Source organism: Solwaraspora sp. WMMA2101, from assembly GCF_049179175.1.
Classification (GTDB): Bacteria; Actinomycetota; Actinomycetes; order Mycobacteriales; family Micromonosporaceae; genus Micromonospora_E.
Genome location: NZ_JBMHMA010000006.1, coordinates 2,249,318 through 2,265,473, shown reverse-complemented (window position 1 = coordinate 2,265,473; position 16,156 = coordinate 2,249,318). Strand labels below are relative to the sequence as shown.

The window sequence follows — 16,156 nt, the reverse complement described above, 5'->3', positions numbered from 1 at the left end:
GGATCTGAGCGGGACAAGGTGCCTACAGCAGGCCGAGCGGTAACGGCTTGATCGTCGGGTCCGGATCCTGGTGCGGGCTGCAGCAGGAGGTGTTGAGGTCTGCTTGATCATCTTGCTGGCTCGGGCACAGGTCATCTACGCAAGAACCGCCAGCTCAGGGCTCTTTGAGCCGGCAGGCAATGACCCTAACCCCACTGGTCGGCGGCAATCAGTAGACTGCCCCCGTGGCAGCTAAGGATCATTCCTGGGAAGAGATTACTGGCGTCCCTGAGGTCGGCGAGCGGACGGCGAGCCTGTTGAGGCAGCTTGAGCCGCTACAGCAGGCATGGCGCGAGGCGGCGAAAAACGATCCAGAGAGCTTTCAAGACACCCGTCTTCGAGCACTTAGGTCGCATGCCATCGAGACGGGAATCATTGAGCGCCTATACGATGTAGACTGGGGTGTTACCGAAGCGCTTGTGGCCGAAGGAATCAGCCAAGGTGTTATCGAACGAGCCGGCGGATCGGTTGGCAGTGAGGCCCTTTCGATCATCAAGGATCAGTACGAAGCGCTTGAATTTGTAAGCGAGGCGGCGAGGGGTGACCGGGGCTTTTCGGTCTCTTTTGTTCGAGAACTGCACGCCTTGATAACTCGTCATCAGTCAACGTATGACGCAACGGATAGCCTGGGAATGCCTGTCAAGGCAAAGCTCTTGCATGGCGAATGGAAGGCGGCGCCAAATCATGTGAAACGCCCTGATGGATCAATCCTGGAGTACTGTCCGCCGTTGCGGGTTCAGGATCAGATGGAGTCGCTGGTTCAGTTCTATGAAGATGATCAATCTCATCCGATTATTCGTGCAGCCTGGCTGCATCATCGCTTTATTTCAATTCATCCTTTCCAGGATGGAAATGGCCGCGTAGCAAGAGCGCTCGTGCTCTTGGAGCTACTTAAGGCGCACTACGCGCCTTTGGTTGTGGGTCGCGATATGCGGTCCCGCTATATCGACCAACTCGATGCGGCAAATGATGGCGACCTGGAGCCATTGGTGCTCCTGTTTGCTGACCTTGAGCGTCAAGCAATGATTCGCCAATTTCAGGCACCGCTGCAGGCGGTATCGACCGGATCGGTGCTTGAAGTCGCTCGCGCGGCATCGGCTAAACTTGCTGACATTCAGCAGGCGAACCGTCGCCAGAAGTCGGAGGCTCTAGCGGCACTGGCTCTCAAGATAAGCGACAGGATTGAGGTTAAGCTCAAGCTTCTCGGCCCTGATCTTGAACAAGCCTTCCGCCGGAACGACTCTAATGTTGGTGTTTGGGTTCGGCGCGCCAATGTCGGCACTGCCGAGGCACTTCAATTCCATGGGCAGCTCGTCAAATTGGCTCGGCGTCACCAGTTCTTTGCAAATTTGTCAGAAGGCTCATGGTGGAACACATTGACCCTCAAGCTCCTTGAGGAGCGACTCAGGCTCTTGGTTGCCGTCGTTCGAGTTGGTTCGGGTGACACCGGAGTCGGTGCAGTAATTATTCAAGCGGAGCGGCTATTCACGGAGGGTGAAGGGCAGGCGCCTGCCTATGAGTGGATTTTCGAGCCGAGCGAGTTTGATCAGGTAGCCATCACGGGTGAGCTTACTTTGGATTCAGTCTGGGCTCAGGTCGACCATTTGATTGATAGTTGTCTGTCGGCGTCGATTGCTAAGTTCACTCAAGCGCTCGCGTAAGCGGCCGGCCCAGTGTCCGTTGAGCCAGGCGAGTGGTTGACCTTCACCGGGATGGGGGGGGAGAGAGATCGACGCACCGCCAGCGTCCGTGGTTGACCAACGCTGCGGCCACGTCGGGTGGGACTTTGCTCAGCGGTGGTGAGCCGCTGCACCGTGATTAGCGGGTGGCCGGCGGGACTAGGTCGAGGTTGAGGTCGAGGTTGGGTAGGCCGCGCTGCTGTTCCCGGCATCGGGTTGGCCGGGTGGCGAGCGTTGGCGATCTGGAACCAACCTCGGCCTTGATCAACACTTGATCCAAGACTGCGACTAATGATCACGGGAGCGGTTGCCAGCCCCAGGGGCGGTCGCCCTGTTCGCCGCGGATGCAGGCGAGGCGGTAGTGCGCCTGGTCGCGTAGGGCTGGGTTGTCTCGGACGAGTTGAGCGGCGAAGGTGACCTTGCGCAGCTCTCGCGCGTCGCGGAGCACCGAGCACCCAGGCCAGCCGGTGACGTCGTAGCCGTAGTGCCGGCAGAACTCGGTCCAGCCGGGTGCGTACTCGGCGCTGAAGGTCAGGTGGTCGACGGCGACGGAGACCAGGTCCCACTCGGGCGGGCCGAAGGCGAACCGTTCGAGGTCGAGCACGACGGGTCCGGCGTCGGTGTCGACGATGTTGCCGGCCCAGGCGTCGCCGTGCACAGCACCATGGGGGAGGCCGGGGGGAAGGTTGCGGTAGCGCTCCTGCAAGCCGTGGAGGTGATCGAGCAGCCAGGCGCGGTCGTCGGCTGCGAACACGGTCGCCTCGGCGATGCGCTGTTCCAGGCGTACGAACGGTGCCAGCGGAGGCAGGTCGAGACTCGCCGGGGGTCGTAGGCGGTGCAGCTGTTGCAGCACCTGGGCCAGCTGGCCGATGCTGCCTTCCCGATGCGGCGGCAGCTCGTGCCAGAAGGTGACTGCTCGCCCGTCGACCGCGACTGGTTGCGGCAGGTCCTCGATCGCGCGGACCGCCGGTATCCCGGATTCGTTGAGCCAGTGGGACACCCGGACTTCCTTGCCTGCGGTGGCGAGTTGCCCGTCGCGGCTGACGCGGGCGACGATGCCGCCGGGCAGCCGGTAGATGACGTTCTCCGCAGACCGGATCAGCTCAGCACCGGTCGCGTCGACCCCGACCTGCTGGCAGGCGAGCAGCAGCGCTTCCTGCGGGTCCGTCATGCGACGGCTCCGACCGTCTCCCGGATCCGGGCGCGCAGCTCCTCTACTTCGGTGAGCTTGCCGTGCTGCCCGGCCATCCGGTGCAGCTCCCGCAGGTCGTCGGCGGCGCGCAGCGACCGGACCGGCCCGGCGTCGTCGAGGGCCAGGTTGCCGATCGCCACGGCCTCCAGCGGGTCACCCTGCACCATCGTGAGGGAGGCGAGCTTGATCCGGGAGATCGCCCTGGACCGCAGGTACGCCGGAAGATGGTGCTCCACCGAGTAGGCGAATCGGTCGGCCGACTCCGTGACGAGTCTGGTGTGCAGGGCCACGTCAAATAGTGCGTGGGCGGTGTCGCCGTGGTGCTGGGCGTCGTCGTAGAAGCACATCCACGGCGGGTCCTCCGCCGGTGCGGCGTGCGCGAACGCTTCGTCGGCGGCACCGACGGCGGCCAGCGCCTCCTGTGCTCGGCCCGGCCCGAGTTTGGCGAGTGCCCGTGCTCGTACGGTGTGCAGCATGGCGCGCTCGGAAGCGGTGAGCCAGTCGGCGCGGACCAGGGCCATTTCGATGTGGGTGAGCCCGTCGTCGGGCTGACCGCACCACACCGCCTGCCGGGCCAGGCTGGACAGCAGCATCGCGCGCTGGTGCCAGCCGCCGCCGATGCTGGCGCAGCGCAGGGCGAACGTGAACCGTTGCCGGGCCGCCTCGTGGTGGTAGGCGTCGAAGAGCATGAACGCCACGACTCCCGCCAACTGGGCCAGCGCTTTGTGCAGCGCGGGGCGTAGGTGCGCCGGGCAGCTCACCTCCAGCAGCCGGGACATGCGATGCAGCTTGTCGTCGGCGATCTCCCGGACCAGCGCGCCGCCGTGCGCGTTGTCCCACTGCTCGAAGATCTCCGCTGCCTCAAGAACCTGGGTGATGTGTTCCTGACTGACCTGACGCGGCAACTCGTCGACGACCGGTGGACCGAGCAACGACATCAACGGGATGGCGTCGGATGTCAACGACGCAGCGGCTGGACTCAGCCCTGTTGCCGGGGACTCGTATCGATTTGATCGAACGGCGAGCATGCCTTTCGTTCGCATGCTGATTTCCCGACGGCGGAATCCGAGTTCGTCGTCGGTGTCGGCGTTGAGGACGATGCGCAGAGCGGTGCGGTAGTCCTCGGCGGGGTAGCGGATCTTGCCGTTTTCGAGTTTGCCCAGGTAGTTGGCGGTGAAGGCGCTGTGGGCTGCTTGTCCGGGGTCGGGGTAGAGGATCTTGTTGACGGCGTCGGCGAGTTGCCGGCGGGTCAGGCCCAGGCGTTCGCGTGCTGCGGTGAGCGGATGGTTCTGCATGACACCCCCGAAGTGTGGCGCTCAACTGATGCGTGCTTGGCGCGAACTGCCTGTGGCGGTAATCGATTTTGGACAGTATCCCACCTGGTGAATGCCGCCTTCAACCATCTGCGTCGAGCAATTTCTGATCCTGCCAGGGAATACGTCAACGGAGAATTGTCAAGAGGGGAGGCAGGGGATGGTTCCCGCAACGGGAAGCATCCCTTCCAGTGGTGCGGGAGCGTCACCCCGTCCCGGGCAGGACGCCTACCGCAGCCGGTCAGTCATCGGCAACGGTGTGTGCGGGGTTCGGCACGGACGCCGTACCGCTGATGTTGCCGGACCCCGACGCGGCCTGCCGCCGCCGGGAAGCCCCCGTGACCGGCGGCGGCAGGCCCCGCGAAAGCCCAGACCCACCGGCCAACACAGTGGACGTACCCAGAAAGGGGTTGTGATGCTGGACGCGGTGCGTGCCGCCCCGGTTGCCCGACGACGAAGTCCCGGTCGTGCCGGAGGATGCGCTGCCGGATGTCGGCCATGATGCGCCGGTAGTGCGGCTCGAACTGACGTGCGGGCATGCCGAAATCGTGCCCCAGCTCGGCCTTTGCGGGAGACCCGCCGGGGTGGCGTCGACCCTCGTGGAGCGGCGCTCAGCTGCTCCTTCGACGATCGGCGCTACCTCGGCGACCCCCATCGACGCCCCCGGCCGAGCCGGTGCACGCGGCACCGCCGGCCACTGCACGCAACCCAGAAGTGAACCCCGATTGTCGGCGTTCGGCGGGACATGAGCCGTCGGGCGCCCGTACCAGCGGCCCTGTGGGCGTACCGCCGTTTGTGGCTGCGTGTGCAGGGCGGGCGGCCCGACCTCCGCGCCCCCGTTCGGGGTCGGGTCGCCCATCCCACCTTCCCCACCGAACCGCGATGTAGCGGCGATCCCGTGACCTTCGAAAGGGCGGTCCCACCCGTGCGCAGACTTCTCGACCTTGTCCTGTTCCCTCGGCGTACCCGGCGGCAGTCCCGGCTGCTCGCCAGCCTCGCCAACCAGGCCCGCCCAGCCGCCCGGCCTCCCGCCGCCGCTGCTGGCGGTGGGTCGCGTCCGCCGGCCCGGCGCGGCGGCAACGCCGGCACCCACCTCTACTACGGCGCCAGTGTGGTGCGGCCGTCGATCAGCGCCGGGCTGGTCCGCGACCGGCGGTTCGCGGTCCGCACCCGGCGCGGTTGCGACCCGACCGAGGTACGCGCCTTCCTGCACCTGGTCGCCGACGAGTTGACGGCGGTGCGGGCCGAGTTGGCGGTCACCCGGGACGAGAACGTGCGGATCAAGCAGGCGTTGCGGGACTGGCAGTCGCGGCAGTTCCAGGCCGGGATGCCGGCCTGATCCGGTCGACCCGGACCCGCCGGCCGGTTGACACAGTGGACGATGCAGGGAGAGAGGTACGTTGATGCTGGATGTGGTGCTCGCCGCCACGATCGCGGTGCTGGTCGGCGCGGTGGTCGGGTTCAGTTTGTGCCGGCATCGGCACCGCTGGTGTCCCGGCTGCGGCCGTACCCTGACCTGCCCGGCGTGTCCGACCGGCGGGCTGCTGCCCGCGCAGGTCGAGGCGGCCGGGCGTCGGTGGGCGCCGCAGCCGGCGCGGACCGTGACCCTGCGGCGGACCTGGGTGTGGCCCGGCCGGGCGCGGCGGCGGGTGCGGCGGTGACCGCGCGGGTGGTGGCCGTGGTGGGCCGGGTCGGGCATGTGGCGTGGCGTCCGTCGTGGCGGTGTCGGGCCTGCCGCCGGCCGTGGCCGTGCGAGCCGGCCCGCGCGGAGCTGATGGCGAGCTTTGACCGGATCGGCCGATGCATGTACGTGGCCCAGCTCGCCGCCGAAGCCGCCCGTGACCTGCCCGGCCTGACTCCGGAGCAGACGTACGCGCGGTTCATCGCCTGGGCGCGGCGGCGGGAGCCGGCATGACGGTCTACCGCACCCAGGCCACCACGGCCGCCGCCGCTGTTGCGTCCGGTGGTGGGGTGCCGGTGCCGGCTGTGGCGGTACGGGGCCGGTCGCCGCTGCTGGCGGACGAGTTCTTCCTGTTGGCGGCCGATGATGTGACGGGTCGGCCGCGTCTGCCTGCCGGGCCGGTCGGGTACGGTCTGGCCGCCGCGCTGCTGGCCGACCTGGTCGACGCGGGCGCGTTGCGGGTGCACGAGGGCCGGTTGTGGCTGGCCGCGCGGCACGTACCGGTGGACGCGCTCGGCGGCTGGATCCTGCGCTGGCTGGACGCGGAGCCGCGACACCGGCGGGTAGGGACGTGGTTGGCGTTGTTGGCGCCGCGGGCGCATGGCCAGGTCGCGCGGCGGCTGACCGCGGCGGGCGTGGTCCGGCCCCGGACGGTACGCCGCCGGCTGCTGACCACCGCCGTGGTCCATGTGCCGACGGACATGAACCGGGCCGCCTGGGCCTGGGCTCGCCTGTCCGTACGCCTACAGCGCGGCGAACCGTTGCCGGCGTTTGAGGCGCGGCTGGGCGGGTTGTGTCTGGTGACCGGGCTGGACGACTTCGTGCTCACCGGCCTGCCGGCGGCGGCCCGCCGGCATCTGCACCGGGAGACCGCAGCCCGGTTGCCGGCCGAGATCGCCGAACTGTTCACCATCGCCCGCCACCGCCTCGACGGCGCCGCCCACCGCCGCCACTGCGGTGAGCCGGGTTGACACAGAACGGCGGTCGGCTGAGTTGCCGATCCGGTTGAGGGCCGGCTCGCCGCTGCGGCGCGCGAGACACCTGAGTCCGGCAGGTCGTCTACCTGACCGACCGGGGGAACGGCTATATACGTTCCGAACGGCCGGCACCCTGGCGAAGGCGGTTAGGCACCTTCAGCAAACGGGCTTTTGATACCGCTCACTTCAGCAGTCATCGGCGGGCAGTCCTCGGTTGTCACCCAGGCGGGCGTCGCAGAGCTCTCGGCCGCTGACCGCACCGTTGAAGCTCGCCCCGCGTAGATCCGCTCCGGACGCATTGATCTGAAACAAGTTGGATTCGTCGAAGGATGTGTTACGGAAGTCGCCGCCGAGCAGGTCGATGCCGCGCAGATTGGAGCGGCTCAGATCCAGCCGGCGGTCTTCGCGATAGGGAACCCTGCCGAGGACTCGAATCGCCGCCTGCACGACCGGGTCGACAACGACGTCCGCCGGATCGCTCCTCGGTGGCGTGGCCGGTACTGATCCGCCGTAGGCAGTGTCACGCCGAGTCTGTAGAGTCGGCGCGGGCAGTGCGAAGCGGCGCGGAGACGAGGCCGAGTAGGCCGGTACCCATGCCCGCAAGAGCACAGATCACAACCGCAGCTGTCACACTCCAGTGCGAGGCAATGTTGCCCAGTACGTTGTTCATGACGAGCAGAGCAAGCGCTTGAAGCAGGGTCAACAGGGCTTGTATCCGGGATAGATGGGTGTCCGGTGTTTCGGCCAAGATGAGCGGAGTGATATGCGAGACGAACATGCCGTTCCCGACCCCCATGACCAGTCCTGCGCCGATAGCGACCGCGGCGCTGGGAGCCACCGCCAGCCCCAGAACTCCGACACAGGCGGTGATGAGACCCCACGTAGAGAGCAGGCCGGGACGACCGAGCGAGCCGCGGCGGACGACGGCCAAAGTGACAGCGACCATACCGATACTCTGGGAGCCCAGTATTAGGCCGGCGACTGCCACTCCCCAATGCTCCTGACGCGCCAGCAACGGGACGAGCAGGGGCAATACGGGTAGAAGGAATCCTGCGGCCGCTCCGGTCAGGAGCAATGCGGGCCGTAAAAGGGGGTCGCGAAAGCCGACTCGGACTCCGTCGAAGGCATCCTCCAACAACCCTCTACTCGACCCAACCTCGGTCCTATCCGACTGCGGCCGAATAGTGATCAGCACGACCAGCACTACCGCGAACGTCACCGCATTGACCAAAGCGGCACCGGCCAGCCCGGCCAACCCGACCAAGATTCCGCCAAGGGGGCCGCCACCCAACGCGACCAGCTGACCGCCTACCTTGCGGAGCGCCAGGGCTTGAGCGAGTTGGTTCTTGTCTACCAGACGGCGAGGCATCGAACCGGACGCAGGAAGGTAGAAGGCATCGACGATCCCGACAAAGGTGCCGGCAACGATAAGCAACCACGGCGGTGTTCCGAGGTGGAAAGCCGTTGCGGCCAGGACGACGGAGAGCACCAGCATCGTTGCGTCGCCAAGGATGAGAACCCGTCGTGCACTCATCCGATCGCCGACCGCTCCACCGAACAGGAGCAACAGCACCCGAGGTAGCGTAATCGTTGTGAGAACGAGGCCCGCGACTGCTCCCCCGTACGCGCTCGCCGACCAACCGAGCGCGAAGTAGAACAAGGAGTTCCCGACGAGTGAGGCGAGGATCCCGGCAAGCCATATCAGATACGATCTAGGTAGGCGACGTCGCTCCGAACCGCCTGTGCCTGACGGACCTTCTTTCTCAGGGGTGATTGGATTGACGTTCTGCCGTGTGTCGATGATAGCCTCCCGACTTCGTCCCGAAGTACCGGAGTGCCGGCTTGTCGTCAAGTCCTAGCGCCGCAACACTGTAGGCGCTTGTTCGCCGGCTAGCCGATCCAATGTCGTCGCTAGGGACTGGACGGTCGGCGCCGCGAAGAGCTGACGCATGGTGACCTTCACTCCGGTGGCGGAACGAAGCCTAGCAACGACCCGGGCAGCGATCAACGAGTGGCCTCCGAGCTCGAAGAAGTTTGCCTCGATGGTTTCCACTGGCTTCTCGAGGGCCTCGGACCAGATCTGGGAGATCAGGAGCTCGTTGGGGGAGGAGGGGACTGTTCCGTCCGTTGTCCGCTGATCGGCTTGACTGCCAAGCTGAGCCAGCTTCGCGTCATCCACCTTACCGGCAACCGTGAGCGGCAGTTCGCGCAGAACGATCGTTCGCGTCGGGATCATGTAGTCGGGGAGAGCGGCCTGCAACTTGGTGAGTACCTGTCCCTCGATCGAGTCCTCCACCGACTGGTCGGGGACCACGGCCAGTCCGAGGGAAGTTCCTCCGGAATCCGGAATGCCGAACGCGACCGCAGTTCGGATCCCGGGCACGGCTCGGGCGATGGCCTCGACGCCCGCAGGTTCTACTCGGTAGCCGCGGATCTTGATCTGCTGATCGGCACGCCCAACGAATTCCAACGCCCCGTCCGGCCGGGTCCGCACCAAATCACCTGTGCGATACATCCGGCTTCCGGCTCGAGTCGGATCGGGCAGGAACCGGGAAGCTGTCTGGCCCGGCTGATTTCGGTAGCCTCGGCCAACGCCGACACCCGAAATGAACAGCTCGCCAACGGATCCATTCGGAACCGGTTGGAGATCGCTGTTGAGCACTTGAAGGCGATAGTTTGGCAAAGGTCGACCGATCGTCTCCGGGTCGTCACCCGCTTCAGTGTCGGCCCACGTCGCGCAAATCGTCGTCTCAGTAGGACCGTATGCGTTGATGAAACGGCGGCCATCGGACCACCGCTGCGCGACGGCGGGAGGGCACGCTTCACCTGCGGATACGACCGTCCGCAGCCCGGCGCTCTTAGCAGGCGGCTCGTGCGCCGCCAGCAGTGACGGCGTCGCGGTAACGATATCGACAGTACCTCCAAAGAGACTGTTCAATCCGTCGCGTGGGTCGGCGAGTGCCACTCCCCGACCATGGGCCAAAGGTATGAGGGTCGACCATAGCCACCCGTCGAATGCCGGAGCCATAACGTTACCACCCTCCCTACCTTCAGCCGGAATCAGGCTCCCAAGAGCGGCGATCAGCCCGGCGACATTTCGATATGAGACCCCCACGCCTTTCGGTGTTCCTGTGGTCCCCGAGGTGTACACTAGTAGGGCAGCCGTACTTCGTGACTTGATCATGTGAGTCTGGATCGGTAGTGGTACCAGCGGGCGCGGGCTTGATGGCGGCGGCGCCACCAGGACCAGCGGAGATGGTGTTCGAGGCTGTGCCAGGCTCTGGTCGCGAGGTTGTACAGCCGTTTGATCTCGACCACGGTCAGCCGGGCGAGTCCGAGGTCGGCCGGTGGTGGTTCGCTGGGGTGGGTGGGTCGGGGTGGTGGCGTGGTCCCGGCCGCGGCGTCGGCGGCGGTGACCGCGCAGACGGCGAGCGCGGCCATGACCAGCACTATGTGCCGCATGATCGGGGTGTGGAGGCGGTTCTGGAACTGGTCGAACCCGAAGTGGTCCTTGCCGAAGCCGTGGTCCTCCTCGATCGTCCACCGCCGGCCGGTCACCCTCACCAACGCGGTCAGGGTCGCCGGAAGGCGCTCCGGTATCCAGCAGTAGAAGTAGGCCAGGTCGTCGGGGTCAGCCAGGCTCCGGCGTACGAGCAGGTAGTGGCGGGGGCTGGCGGTGGCGATCCACGCCCACGCGTACCAGCGGTCGCCTTTGGAACCCGCCCCGCAGGACATGGTCTGCCAGGCGGTGTCGGTGGTCAGGGTGGTGGCAGCGGTGTCGGCGCGGATCTTCGTCTTCCAGCCGGGCAGGGTGATCCGGAACGAGCACGGCACGCCGAGGCTGTAGCCGATTCCCCGGGTCTCGCAGGTGTCGCGTAGTCGCCGGTCCCGGCCGTAGACGGCGTCGGCGGTGCACCACCGCACGGGTACGCCGGCGTCGAGTGTCTCGGTGAGCAGGTCGGTGGCGAGTCGGGGTTTGGTCGCGAACTCGGTGTCGGCGGGGACGCCGGTGGCGGCGCGGCGGGCGTCGTCGTCGAGGTGGGCGGCGGGGATCCACAGGCGGGAGCCGACCAGGGCGTGGCCGGCGCGGGTGGCGTAGGTGGCGTTGACCAGGTTGACGGCGTTGGTGACCTTTCCCGCGCAGCCCACGTACTGGCGGGTCACGCCGCACGTGCCGGTGCCGGTCTTCTCCACGCCGCTCTCGTCGAAGATCAGCGTGTTGTCGCCGTCCGGGTCGGCCAGGCGTGCCACGGCGAAGTCACGGACCACGCCCATCGCCTTGTCGGTGTCCCAGACCGCGCGTTCGAGGAGTCGTTGCATCCGGTCGGGGGTGGTGTCCCCGGCGTGTTCGGCGAGGGTCCAGCAGTTCTTGCGTGGCAGGTCGGCGATCAGGCCACGGACGTACTTGCCGGCCTGCCGTAGTGGTTCGACCCGGGCGAAACACGCGCCGAGGTCTCCCATCAGCGTGGCGAGGTTCTCCTCGACACGACCGGCCTCTACCATGGCCGCTGCGGCCACCTCGTGATCCTTCGTTGTCCACACAACACCGGACGATCATGCGGTGGCCGTCTCCGTCGCCGCACACCCTGTCCGTCCACACCCCACCGCACCGGTCAGGTCACGAAGTACGGCTGCCCTACTAGTAGTACTTTGTTAGGTCGGTACCAGTTGGTGGCAGAGGGGGCAGAACCCGAGCCAGGTCGCGAGTAGGTACTGCAGTCCGCGTAGGACGGTGTACAGGCTCAGGTCCGCCCCGCCGCTTTCGGGCGGGCTGTCCGTAGTCGGGTGAGGAACAGTTGGGCGGCCGTGGCGAGAGTGACGTGGCGGTGCCAGCCGATCCAGGAGCGGCCCTCGAAGTGGTCAAGGCCGAGGGCGGTCTTGAGTTCGCGGTAGTCGTGCTCGACGCGCCAGCGGCTCTTGGCCAGGCGGACCAGGTCGGCGAGTGGTGTGTCGGTGGGCAGGTCGGACAGCCAGTAGTCGCTGGGTTCGTCGTGGCCGGGAGGCCATTGCACGAGCAGCCAGCATTCGGGCAGGACGCCGTCATCGCCGCACTGTGATCCGCGTCGGATCACCCGGCCGGCGGGACGCACCCGTACTGCGAGGAAGTGCCCGGACAGCTCGCCGGCGGGCCGGTCCGGGCTGCGGTCACGGGTGGGTTGCCGGGGACGCCAGCGCACCAGACGCGCGGCGTCGGCGCCGTGAGCGAGGGCCAGGTCTTTCAGGCTGCGGGCCGGCTGGGGGTAGCGCGGTGTGGGGTGCTTACCGACACCGGCGTAGGGCACCGGCACGGGGTGGGCGTCGCCGGGTTGCGCGGTCGTGGACGAGGTGGTCGCCACGATGTAGGCGATACCGCGTTCGGTCAGGCCCTGACGGAACTCGGCGACCTGGCCGTAGCCGGCGTCGGCGGTCAGCAGCGGCGGACGCAGCCCCCACTCGGCCAGCTCGTCGAGCATCTCCAGGGCCATCATCCACTTCGGCCGGTACCGCTCGGTGTCGGGGACCTTCGATGCCGCCCGGCGTCTGCGGATCTGATCGATCTGCTCGGCGGGCGGCAGCCGCACCCGTGCGTGTGGCTTCTTCGCCCCGGCCTGGTCGAGGGTGACCGGTTGCTGGCGCAGCCTGCGGGCGTGCGTGTTCTCGGGCTTGCCGTCCGGGCCTGGCACGCAGGTCTCGTCCCAGGACTCCGGCACGAACAGTCGCCAGTTCAGCACCGCCGACGCCGTGTCGGTCGCGGCGTGGACGCTCACGGCGATCTGGCAGTTGGCGACCTTGCCGAGGGTGCCGGAGTACTGCCGGGCCACACACGCCGAGGCCCTACCGTCCTTCGGGAATCCGGTGTCGTCGACCACCCACACCCGCGGTTCGACCAGGTCGACCGCGGCCGTGGCCGTCCGCCGCCGCACGCCGGCGACGTCCCAGGTGGACGAGGTCAGGAACTGCTGCAACTGCTGGTGGTCGACCCCGAGCCGCTGCGCCATGGGCTGCATCGACTTGCGCCGGCCGTCCAGCATCAGCCCACGCAGATACCGCAGACCGGTCGCCCGCTGGTCCGACCGTCGCATTCCCGAGAACACCCCGGCCGCGAAGTCCTCCAACTGCGCCCGTACCCGAACCAGATCCAGCTCATCCACGCACCGCAGCCAAACACCGCCGAGATGCCCGCACAAGCGACACGCCACAACGACCTAACAAAGTACTACTAGTACGGCAGCCGCCATTTGCTAGTTGACCAGGGCGTATTCGCGGTTGAGGCGGGTGCGTTGGTGGAACCAGCGGGCGCGGGCCTGGTGTCGTCGTCGCCAGGTCAGCCAGTTGAGGGCGTGGTCGGGTGGTTGTGGGTGGTGGAGGACGTCGGCGAGAAGCCGTCCGATCTCGGGCACGGTCAGTGGGATCAGTCCGGGCTCGGCCGGTGGCGGCTGGTCGGGTGTGACCGGTGGGGGTGCCTGGCTGTCGGTGCGGTGGCGTAACCGCGCGGCGGTGACCGCGCAGACGGCGAGAGCGGCCATGACCAGTACGGTGTGCCGGGCGATCGCGTCGTGGAGGCGGGCCTGGCACTGGTCCAGGCCGAAGTGGTCCTTGCCGAACTCGAAGCATTCCTCGACCGGCCACCGCAGCCCGGCGGCGCGGACCAGCCGCGACACGACCACCGGTTGCCCCTCGGGCACGAAGCAGTAGTGGAACGCCAGTTCGCCGGTGGCCAGGTGACGGCGCACGAGGAGGTGGTGGCGGGGTGAGGCGGTGGCGATCCATGCCCACGCGTACCAGCGGTGTCCCTTCGACCCGGCACCGGCCGAGCGGACCTGCCAGCCACGACCGCGCCTGCCGGCGAGTTCCGTAACGGCTTGCGCGCAGGTCAGCCTGTCACCGGACGGCGTCTGGATCACGCACGTCGAGGCGACCCGCAGCACGTACGCCTGCCCACGGGCTTCGAGGAACTCCCTCAGTTCGGTGCAGCCGCCGTACACCTCGTCACCGCAGATCACGTCGAAGGTCAGCTCGTCGGCGTAGGCGTGGGTGCACAGGTCGATCGCGAGTTGGCCCTTCGTGCGGAACTGCGTGTCCGTCGGCAGCCCTGTCCGCGCGGCGGTGTCCGGGTCGGTGATCTGCTCGGCGGGGATCCACCGCCGGGCTGCGACCAGGGCGTGCCCGGTCCGTTCCCGCACATAGGCCAGGTGGACCGTGTTGATGCCGTTGGCGACCCGACCGGCGCAGCCCATGTACTGCCGTTTCACCCCGGCCGTCGCCGTGCCCTGCTTCGGGTGCCCGGTCTCGTCCAACGCCCCGACCGCCAGCCCACGCCGCCGCCGACGGCCGGCAGCGGTGTCCAACCCGGCCGCCGCGTACCGCCGTACCTGGCTCGCCATACCCTCGGTGTCCCACACCGCCCTGTTCAACAACCGCTGGGTCCGGTCCGGCGTGGCATCCCCGACATGCTCGGCGATGGTCCACCCGTTGCGTTTCGGCATCCTGCTGACCAGCGCCGACACGTACCGGCCCGCGTGCAGCCACGTCCGCACTTGGACGAAACAGGACCGCGTTCGCTCCAACAGCTCGGCCCGTGCGCGCTCAGCGCGGTCGGCCGCTACCCTGGCAGCAGCAGCCGCCTTCGATCTTGTAGTCCTCACAAACACATGATCAACAGGCGGCTGCGTCTACGTTGCACCACCCTGCCAACGCGTCCTACCTGGTCACAGCCCTAATGGCGGCTGCCGTACTAGCGACACCTTCCATGCCGTAGACGGCGCCGATCTGGGTGGGCGCGTCTGGCGATCCCAGCAGCTCGATGACTTGCGCGAACCGTTCGCTGTCCTGACGGGCCTTGGTCGCGCGGTACTCGTTGATCGCCGTGACCGCGCCGACGAGCAGCAGCACCGCGACGGTCGCCTCGACCACGACGCGTCGGAGTTCGGTGGCGGCTGTGAACCGTTCGTAGGCTTTGTCGTCCGCGCCCCGGAGCCGTTGCTGTGTGTACCAGGGGATGACGGCCACGAGGATCAGTGCGACCGCGACAACTCCGATCACCGAGGTGACGACAACGGACATCGCTCAACTCCCTGCATAGCCGCATCGAAACTCGGTCGCGATGTTGCGCGCGTTCGCCCGCATGGCCTCAGGATAGTCATCGATCTTCTTGCCGTCTGGATCGGTGAGCGCGGGTCTCTCTTCCAGTGAATCGAGGAAGCCGGGTGTCTCGCCATACTCGCTGGCGAGTCTGGACAACTCGTTGCGGTCCTTGTTGCTGAGATCCTTGTCGATGGTGTAGAAGAACGCAGGCTTCGGGTCGGACCGGAAGAGTTCCTCGAGATCCTTCTCCCGTTGGCTGCGTACCTGGGGGGTTAGGTCCTTGCTCCACAGACTCGATACGGCGAACTGATGCAGGTCGTACTGCTCGGCCAGGTACATGAACGCCGGGTGCTCAGGCACGATGGACCGGCCGCTGCACCCTTTCAGGATCGGGTCGTCGAGCTCGTCGTGCAGCTTCTCGAGCGTTTCTTTGACGTCTTCGAGCCGACCCTGCATCTCCTCCCTGTACTCCGGCGCGGATGTCTTGAGTGCTTCATCCAGGGAAACTGCGGAGAGGAGTTGGTTATTCACCCATTGTGCGGCGTGTGTCATCCGCAGGGGATCCATCCAGAAATGCGGGTCCAAGCCGTCGGCGACCAGGTCTTCCGCCAGCTCAGGTGGGCCTGGTTTCAGGTCGAGCTTTTTGAGCTCGGAGATATCGTAGAGGCGCGCTTCTGGGTTCTTTTGTTGCCAGTCAGTGAGCGTCTTGCGCAGGTCAGAGGACATGTTGCCAGCGAATAGGTTTGCGTCAGCCTGCCGGATCAGCTCCTTGTCTGGCTCGGACAGTTGGGTCTCGTGGTCGGCTTCGTCGCCGTGCTCGTGCGGCTCTGCCTCAATCGACTGTACGGAGACGACATCGCCGCCGATCTGCTCGGCCAACCAGTGAATTGGGAAGATGTTGACGACGACATCGAGCTGGTGTCGCGGTGGAGGTGGTTCATTTTCGTCCACGCAACCGCCGACTACGGCCAGCACGCTCAGCAGTGCCAGCACGGCTGCCGGTCGCCAGCGCGCCATCGCAGTCCTCCTTGTCTGGGGGGCCGTGGGCCACTACGTTACGGCTAACCGAAATGACTATCAGTTGTACGAACGGATGATCGCGCGTCCTCGATCAGATAGCTGCTGTGGGCCAGTCCAGTTGCAGCCCAGCTCAGAGGCTCGAATCGCACCCTGGCGGAGCACTTGGGCGGCTGACTGTCAAGAACCGGACT

Annotated in this window: 15 protein-coding genes; 5 read left to right on the top strand and 10 right to left on the bottom strand. The window is 66.8% G+C overall.

Annotation, left to right across the window (positions count from 1 at the left end):
• Positions 1-224 precede the first annotated feature (224 nt).
• Positions 225-1,700 (top strand): Fic family protein, encoded by a 1,476-nt coding sequence (locus ACN28F_RS11015; RefSeq protein ID WP_421357634.1) that lies wholly within the window; start codon positions 225-227, stop codon positions 1,698-1,700.
• Between the two features lie 313 nt (positions 1,701-2,013).
• Here ACN28F_RS11015 and ACN28F_RS11010 read toward each other — a convergent pair whose 3' ends face one another.
• Both ACN28F_RS11010 and ACN28F_RS11005 read right to left on the bottom strand, forming a co-directional pair.
• Positions 2,014-2,889 (bottom strand): phosphotransferase enzyme family protein, encoded by an 876-nt coding sequence (locus ACN28F_RS11010; RefSeq protein ID WP_421357633.1) that lies wholly within the window; start codon positions 2,887-2,889, stop codon positions 2,014-2,016.
• Positions 2,886-4,205, bottom strand: coding sequence for a hypothetical protein (locus ACN28F_RS11005; protein ID WP_421357632.1), 1,320 nt, complete (start codon positions 4,203-4,205; stop codon positions 2,886-2,888). The genes ACN28F_RS11010 and ACN28F_RS11005 overlap by 4 nt, the downstream gene beginning before the upstream one ends.
• Before the next feature lie 943 nt (positions 4,206-5,148).
• Between ACN28F_RS11005 and ACN28F_RS11000 the strand changes: the two genes are divergently transcribed.
• From ACN28F_RS11000 to ACN28F_RS10985, 4 genes are all read left to right on the top strand, one after another.
• Complete coding sequence (locus ACN28F_RS11000; protein WP_421357631.1) at positions 5,149-5,562, top strand: DivIVA domain-containing protein; 414 nt, start codon at positions 5,149-5,151, stop codon at positions 5,560-5,562.
• A 64-nt stretch (positions 5,563-5,626) separates the two neighbouring features.
• Positions 5,627-5,884, top strand: a complete 258-nt coding sequence (locus ACN28F_RS10995) for a hypothetical protein (protein ID WP_421357630.1) — start codon at positions 5,627-5,629, stop codon at positions 5,882-5,884.
• On the top strand, positions 5,881-6,138 hold the full coding sequence (locus tag ACN28F_RS10990) for a flavin reductase (RefSeq protein WP_421357629.1): 258 nt from the start codon (positions 5,881-5,883) through the stop codon (positions 6,136-6,138). Before ACN28F_RS10995 ends, ACN28F_RS10990 begins: the two co-directional genes overlap by 4 nt.
• A complete protein-coding gene (locus ACN28F_RS10985) occupies positions 6,135-6,875 on the top strand; it encodes a GOLPH3/VPS74 family protein (protein WP_421357628.1) in 741 nt (246 codons plus the stop codon). Before ACN28F_RS10990 ends, ACN28F_RS10985 begins: the two co-directional genes overlap by 4 nt.
• A 192-nt stretch (positions 6,876-7,067) precedes the next feature.
• Here ACN28F_RS10985 and ACN28F_RS10980 read toward each other — a convergent pair whose 3' ends face one another.
• The 8 genes from ACN28F_RS10980 to ACN28F_RS10945 form a co-directional block, all read right to left on the bottom strand.
• Positions 7,068-7,328 (bottom strand): pentapeptide repeat-containing protein, encoded by a 261-nt coding sequence (locus tag ACN28F_RS10980; RefSeq protein WP_289207928.1) that lies wholly within the window; start codon positions 7,326-7,328, stop codon positions 7,068-7,070.
• Between the two features lie 73 nt (positions 7,329-7,401).
• On the bottom strand, positions 7,402-8,655 hold the full coding sequence (locus ACN28F_RS10975; protein ID WP_289211111.1) for an MFS transporter: 1,254 nt from the start codon (positions 8,653-8,655) through the stop codon (positions 7,402-7,404).
• An 81-nt stretch (positions 8,656-8,736) separates the two neighbouring features.
• Positions 8,737-10,065, bottom strand: a complete 1,329-nt coding sequence (locus tag ACN28F_RS10970) for a non-ribosomal peptide synthetase (RefSeq protein WP_289207927.1) — start codon at positions 10,063-10,065, stop codon at positions 8,737-8,739.
• A complete protein-coding gene (locus tag ACN28F_RS10965) occupies positions 10,062-11,384 on the bottom strand; it encodes an IS701 family transposase (RefSeq protein ID WP_421356934.1) in 1,323 nt (440 codons plus the stop codon). The genes ACN28F_RS10970 and ACN28F_RS10965 overlap by 4 nt, the downstream gene beginning before the upstream one ends.
• A gap of 239 nt (positions 11,385-11,623) precedes the next feature.
• Positions 11,624-13,012 carry an IS701 family transposase gene (locus tag ACN28F_RS10960; RefSeq protein WP_421357627.1) on the bottom strand — a complete coding sequence of 463 codons (1,389 nt, stop codon included), beginning with the start codon at positions 13,010-13,012 and terminating at the stop codon, positions 11,624-11,626.
• A gap of 90 nt (positions 13,013-13,102) precedes the next feature.
• A complete protein-coding gene (locus tag ACN28F_RS10955) occupies positions 13,103-14,506 on the bottom strand; it encodes an IS701 family transposase (RefSeq protein ID WP_421357626.1) in 1,404 nt (467 codons plus the stop codon).
• A gap of 55 nt (positions 14,507-14,561) precedes the next feature.
• On the bottom strand, positions 14,562-14,924 hold the full coding sequence (locus ACN28F_RS10950) for a hypothetical protein (protein ID WP_289207924.1): 363 nt from the start codon (positions 14,922-14,924) through the stop codon (positions 14,562-14,564).
• 3 nt (positions 14,925-14,927) lie between these two features.
• Positions 14,928-15,962, bottom strand: coding sequence for a metal ABC transporter substrate-binding protein (locus ACN28F_RS10945; RefSeq protein ID WP_421357625.1), 1,035 nt, complete (start codon positions 15,960-15,962; stop codon positions 14,928-14,930).
• Between the last annotated feature and the right edge of the window lie 194 nt (positions 15,963-16,156).

Coding starts and splice junctions, on each gene's coding strand:
- ACN28F_RS10950 (WP_289207924.1), bottom strand. CDS start 14,924: ATGTCCGTTGTCGTCACCTCGGTGATCGGAGTTGTCGCGGTCGCACTG.
- ACN28F_RS11005 (WP_421357632.1), bottom strand. CDS start 4,205: ATGCAGAACCATCCGCTCACCGCAGCACGCGAACGCCTGGGCCTGACC.
- ACN28F_RS10965 (WP_421356934.1), bottom strand. CDS start 11,384: ATGGTAGAGGCCGGTCGTGTCGAGGAGAACCTCGCCACGCTGATGGGA.
- ACN28F_RS10970 (WP_289207927.1), bottom strand. CDS start 10,065: ATGATCAAGTCACGAAGTACGGCTGCCCTACTAGTGTACACCTCGGGG.
- ACN28F_RS11010 (WP_421357633.1), bottom strand. CDS start 2,889: ATGACGGACCCGCAGGAAGCGCTGCTGCTCGCCTGCCAGCAGGTCGGG.
- ACN28F_RS10945 (WP_421357625.1), bottom strand. CDS start 15,962: ATGGCGCGCTGGCGACCGGCAGCCGTGCTGGCACTGCTGAGCGTGCTG.
- ACN28F_RS10995 (WP_421357630.1), top strand. CDS start 5,627: ATGCTGGATGTGGTGCTCGCCGCCACGATCGCGGTGCTGGTCGGCGCG.
- ACN28F_RS10985 (WP_421357628.1), top strand. CDS start 6,135: ATGACGGTCTACCGCACCCAGGCCACCACGGCCGCCGCCGCTGTTGCG.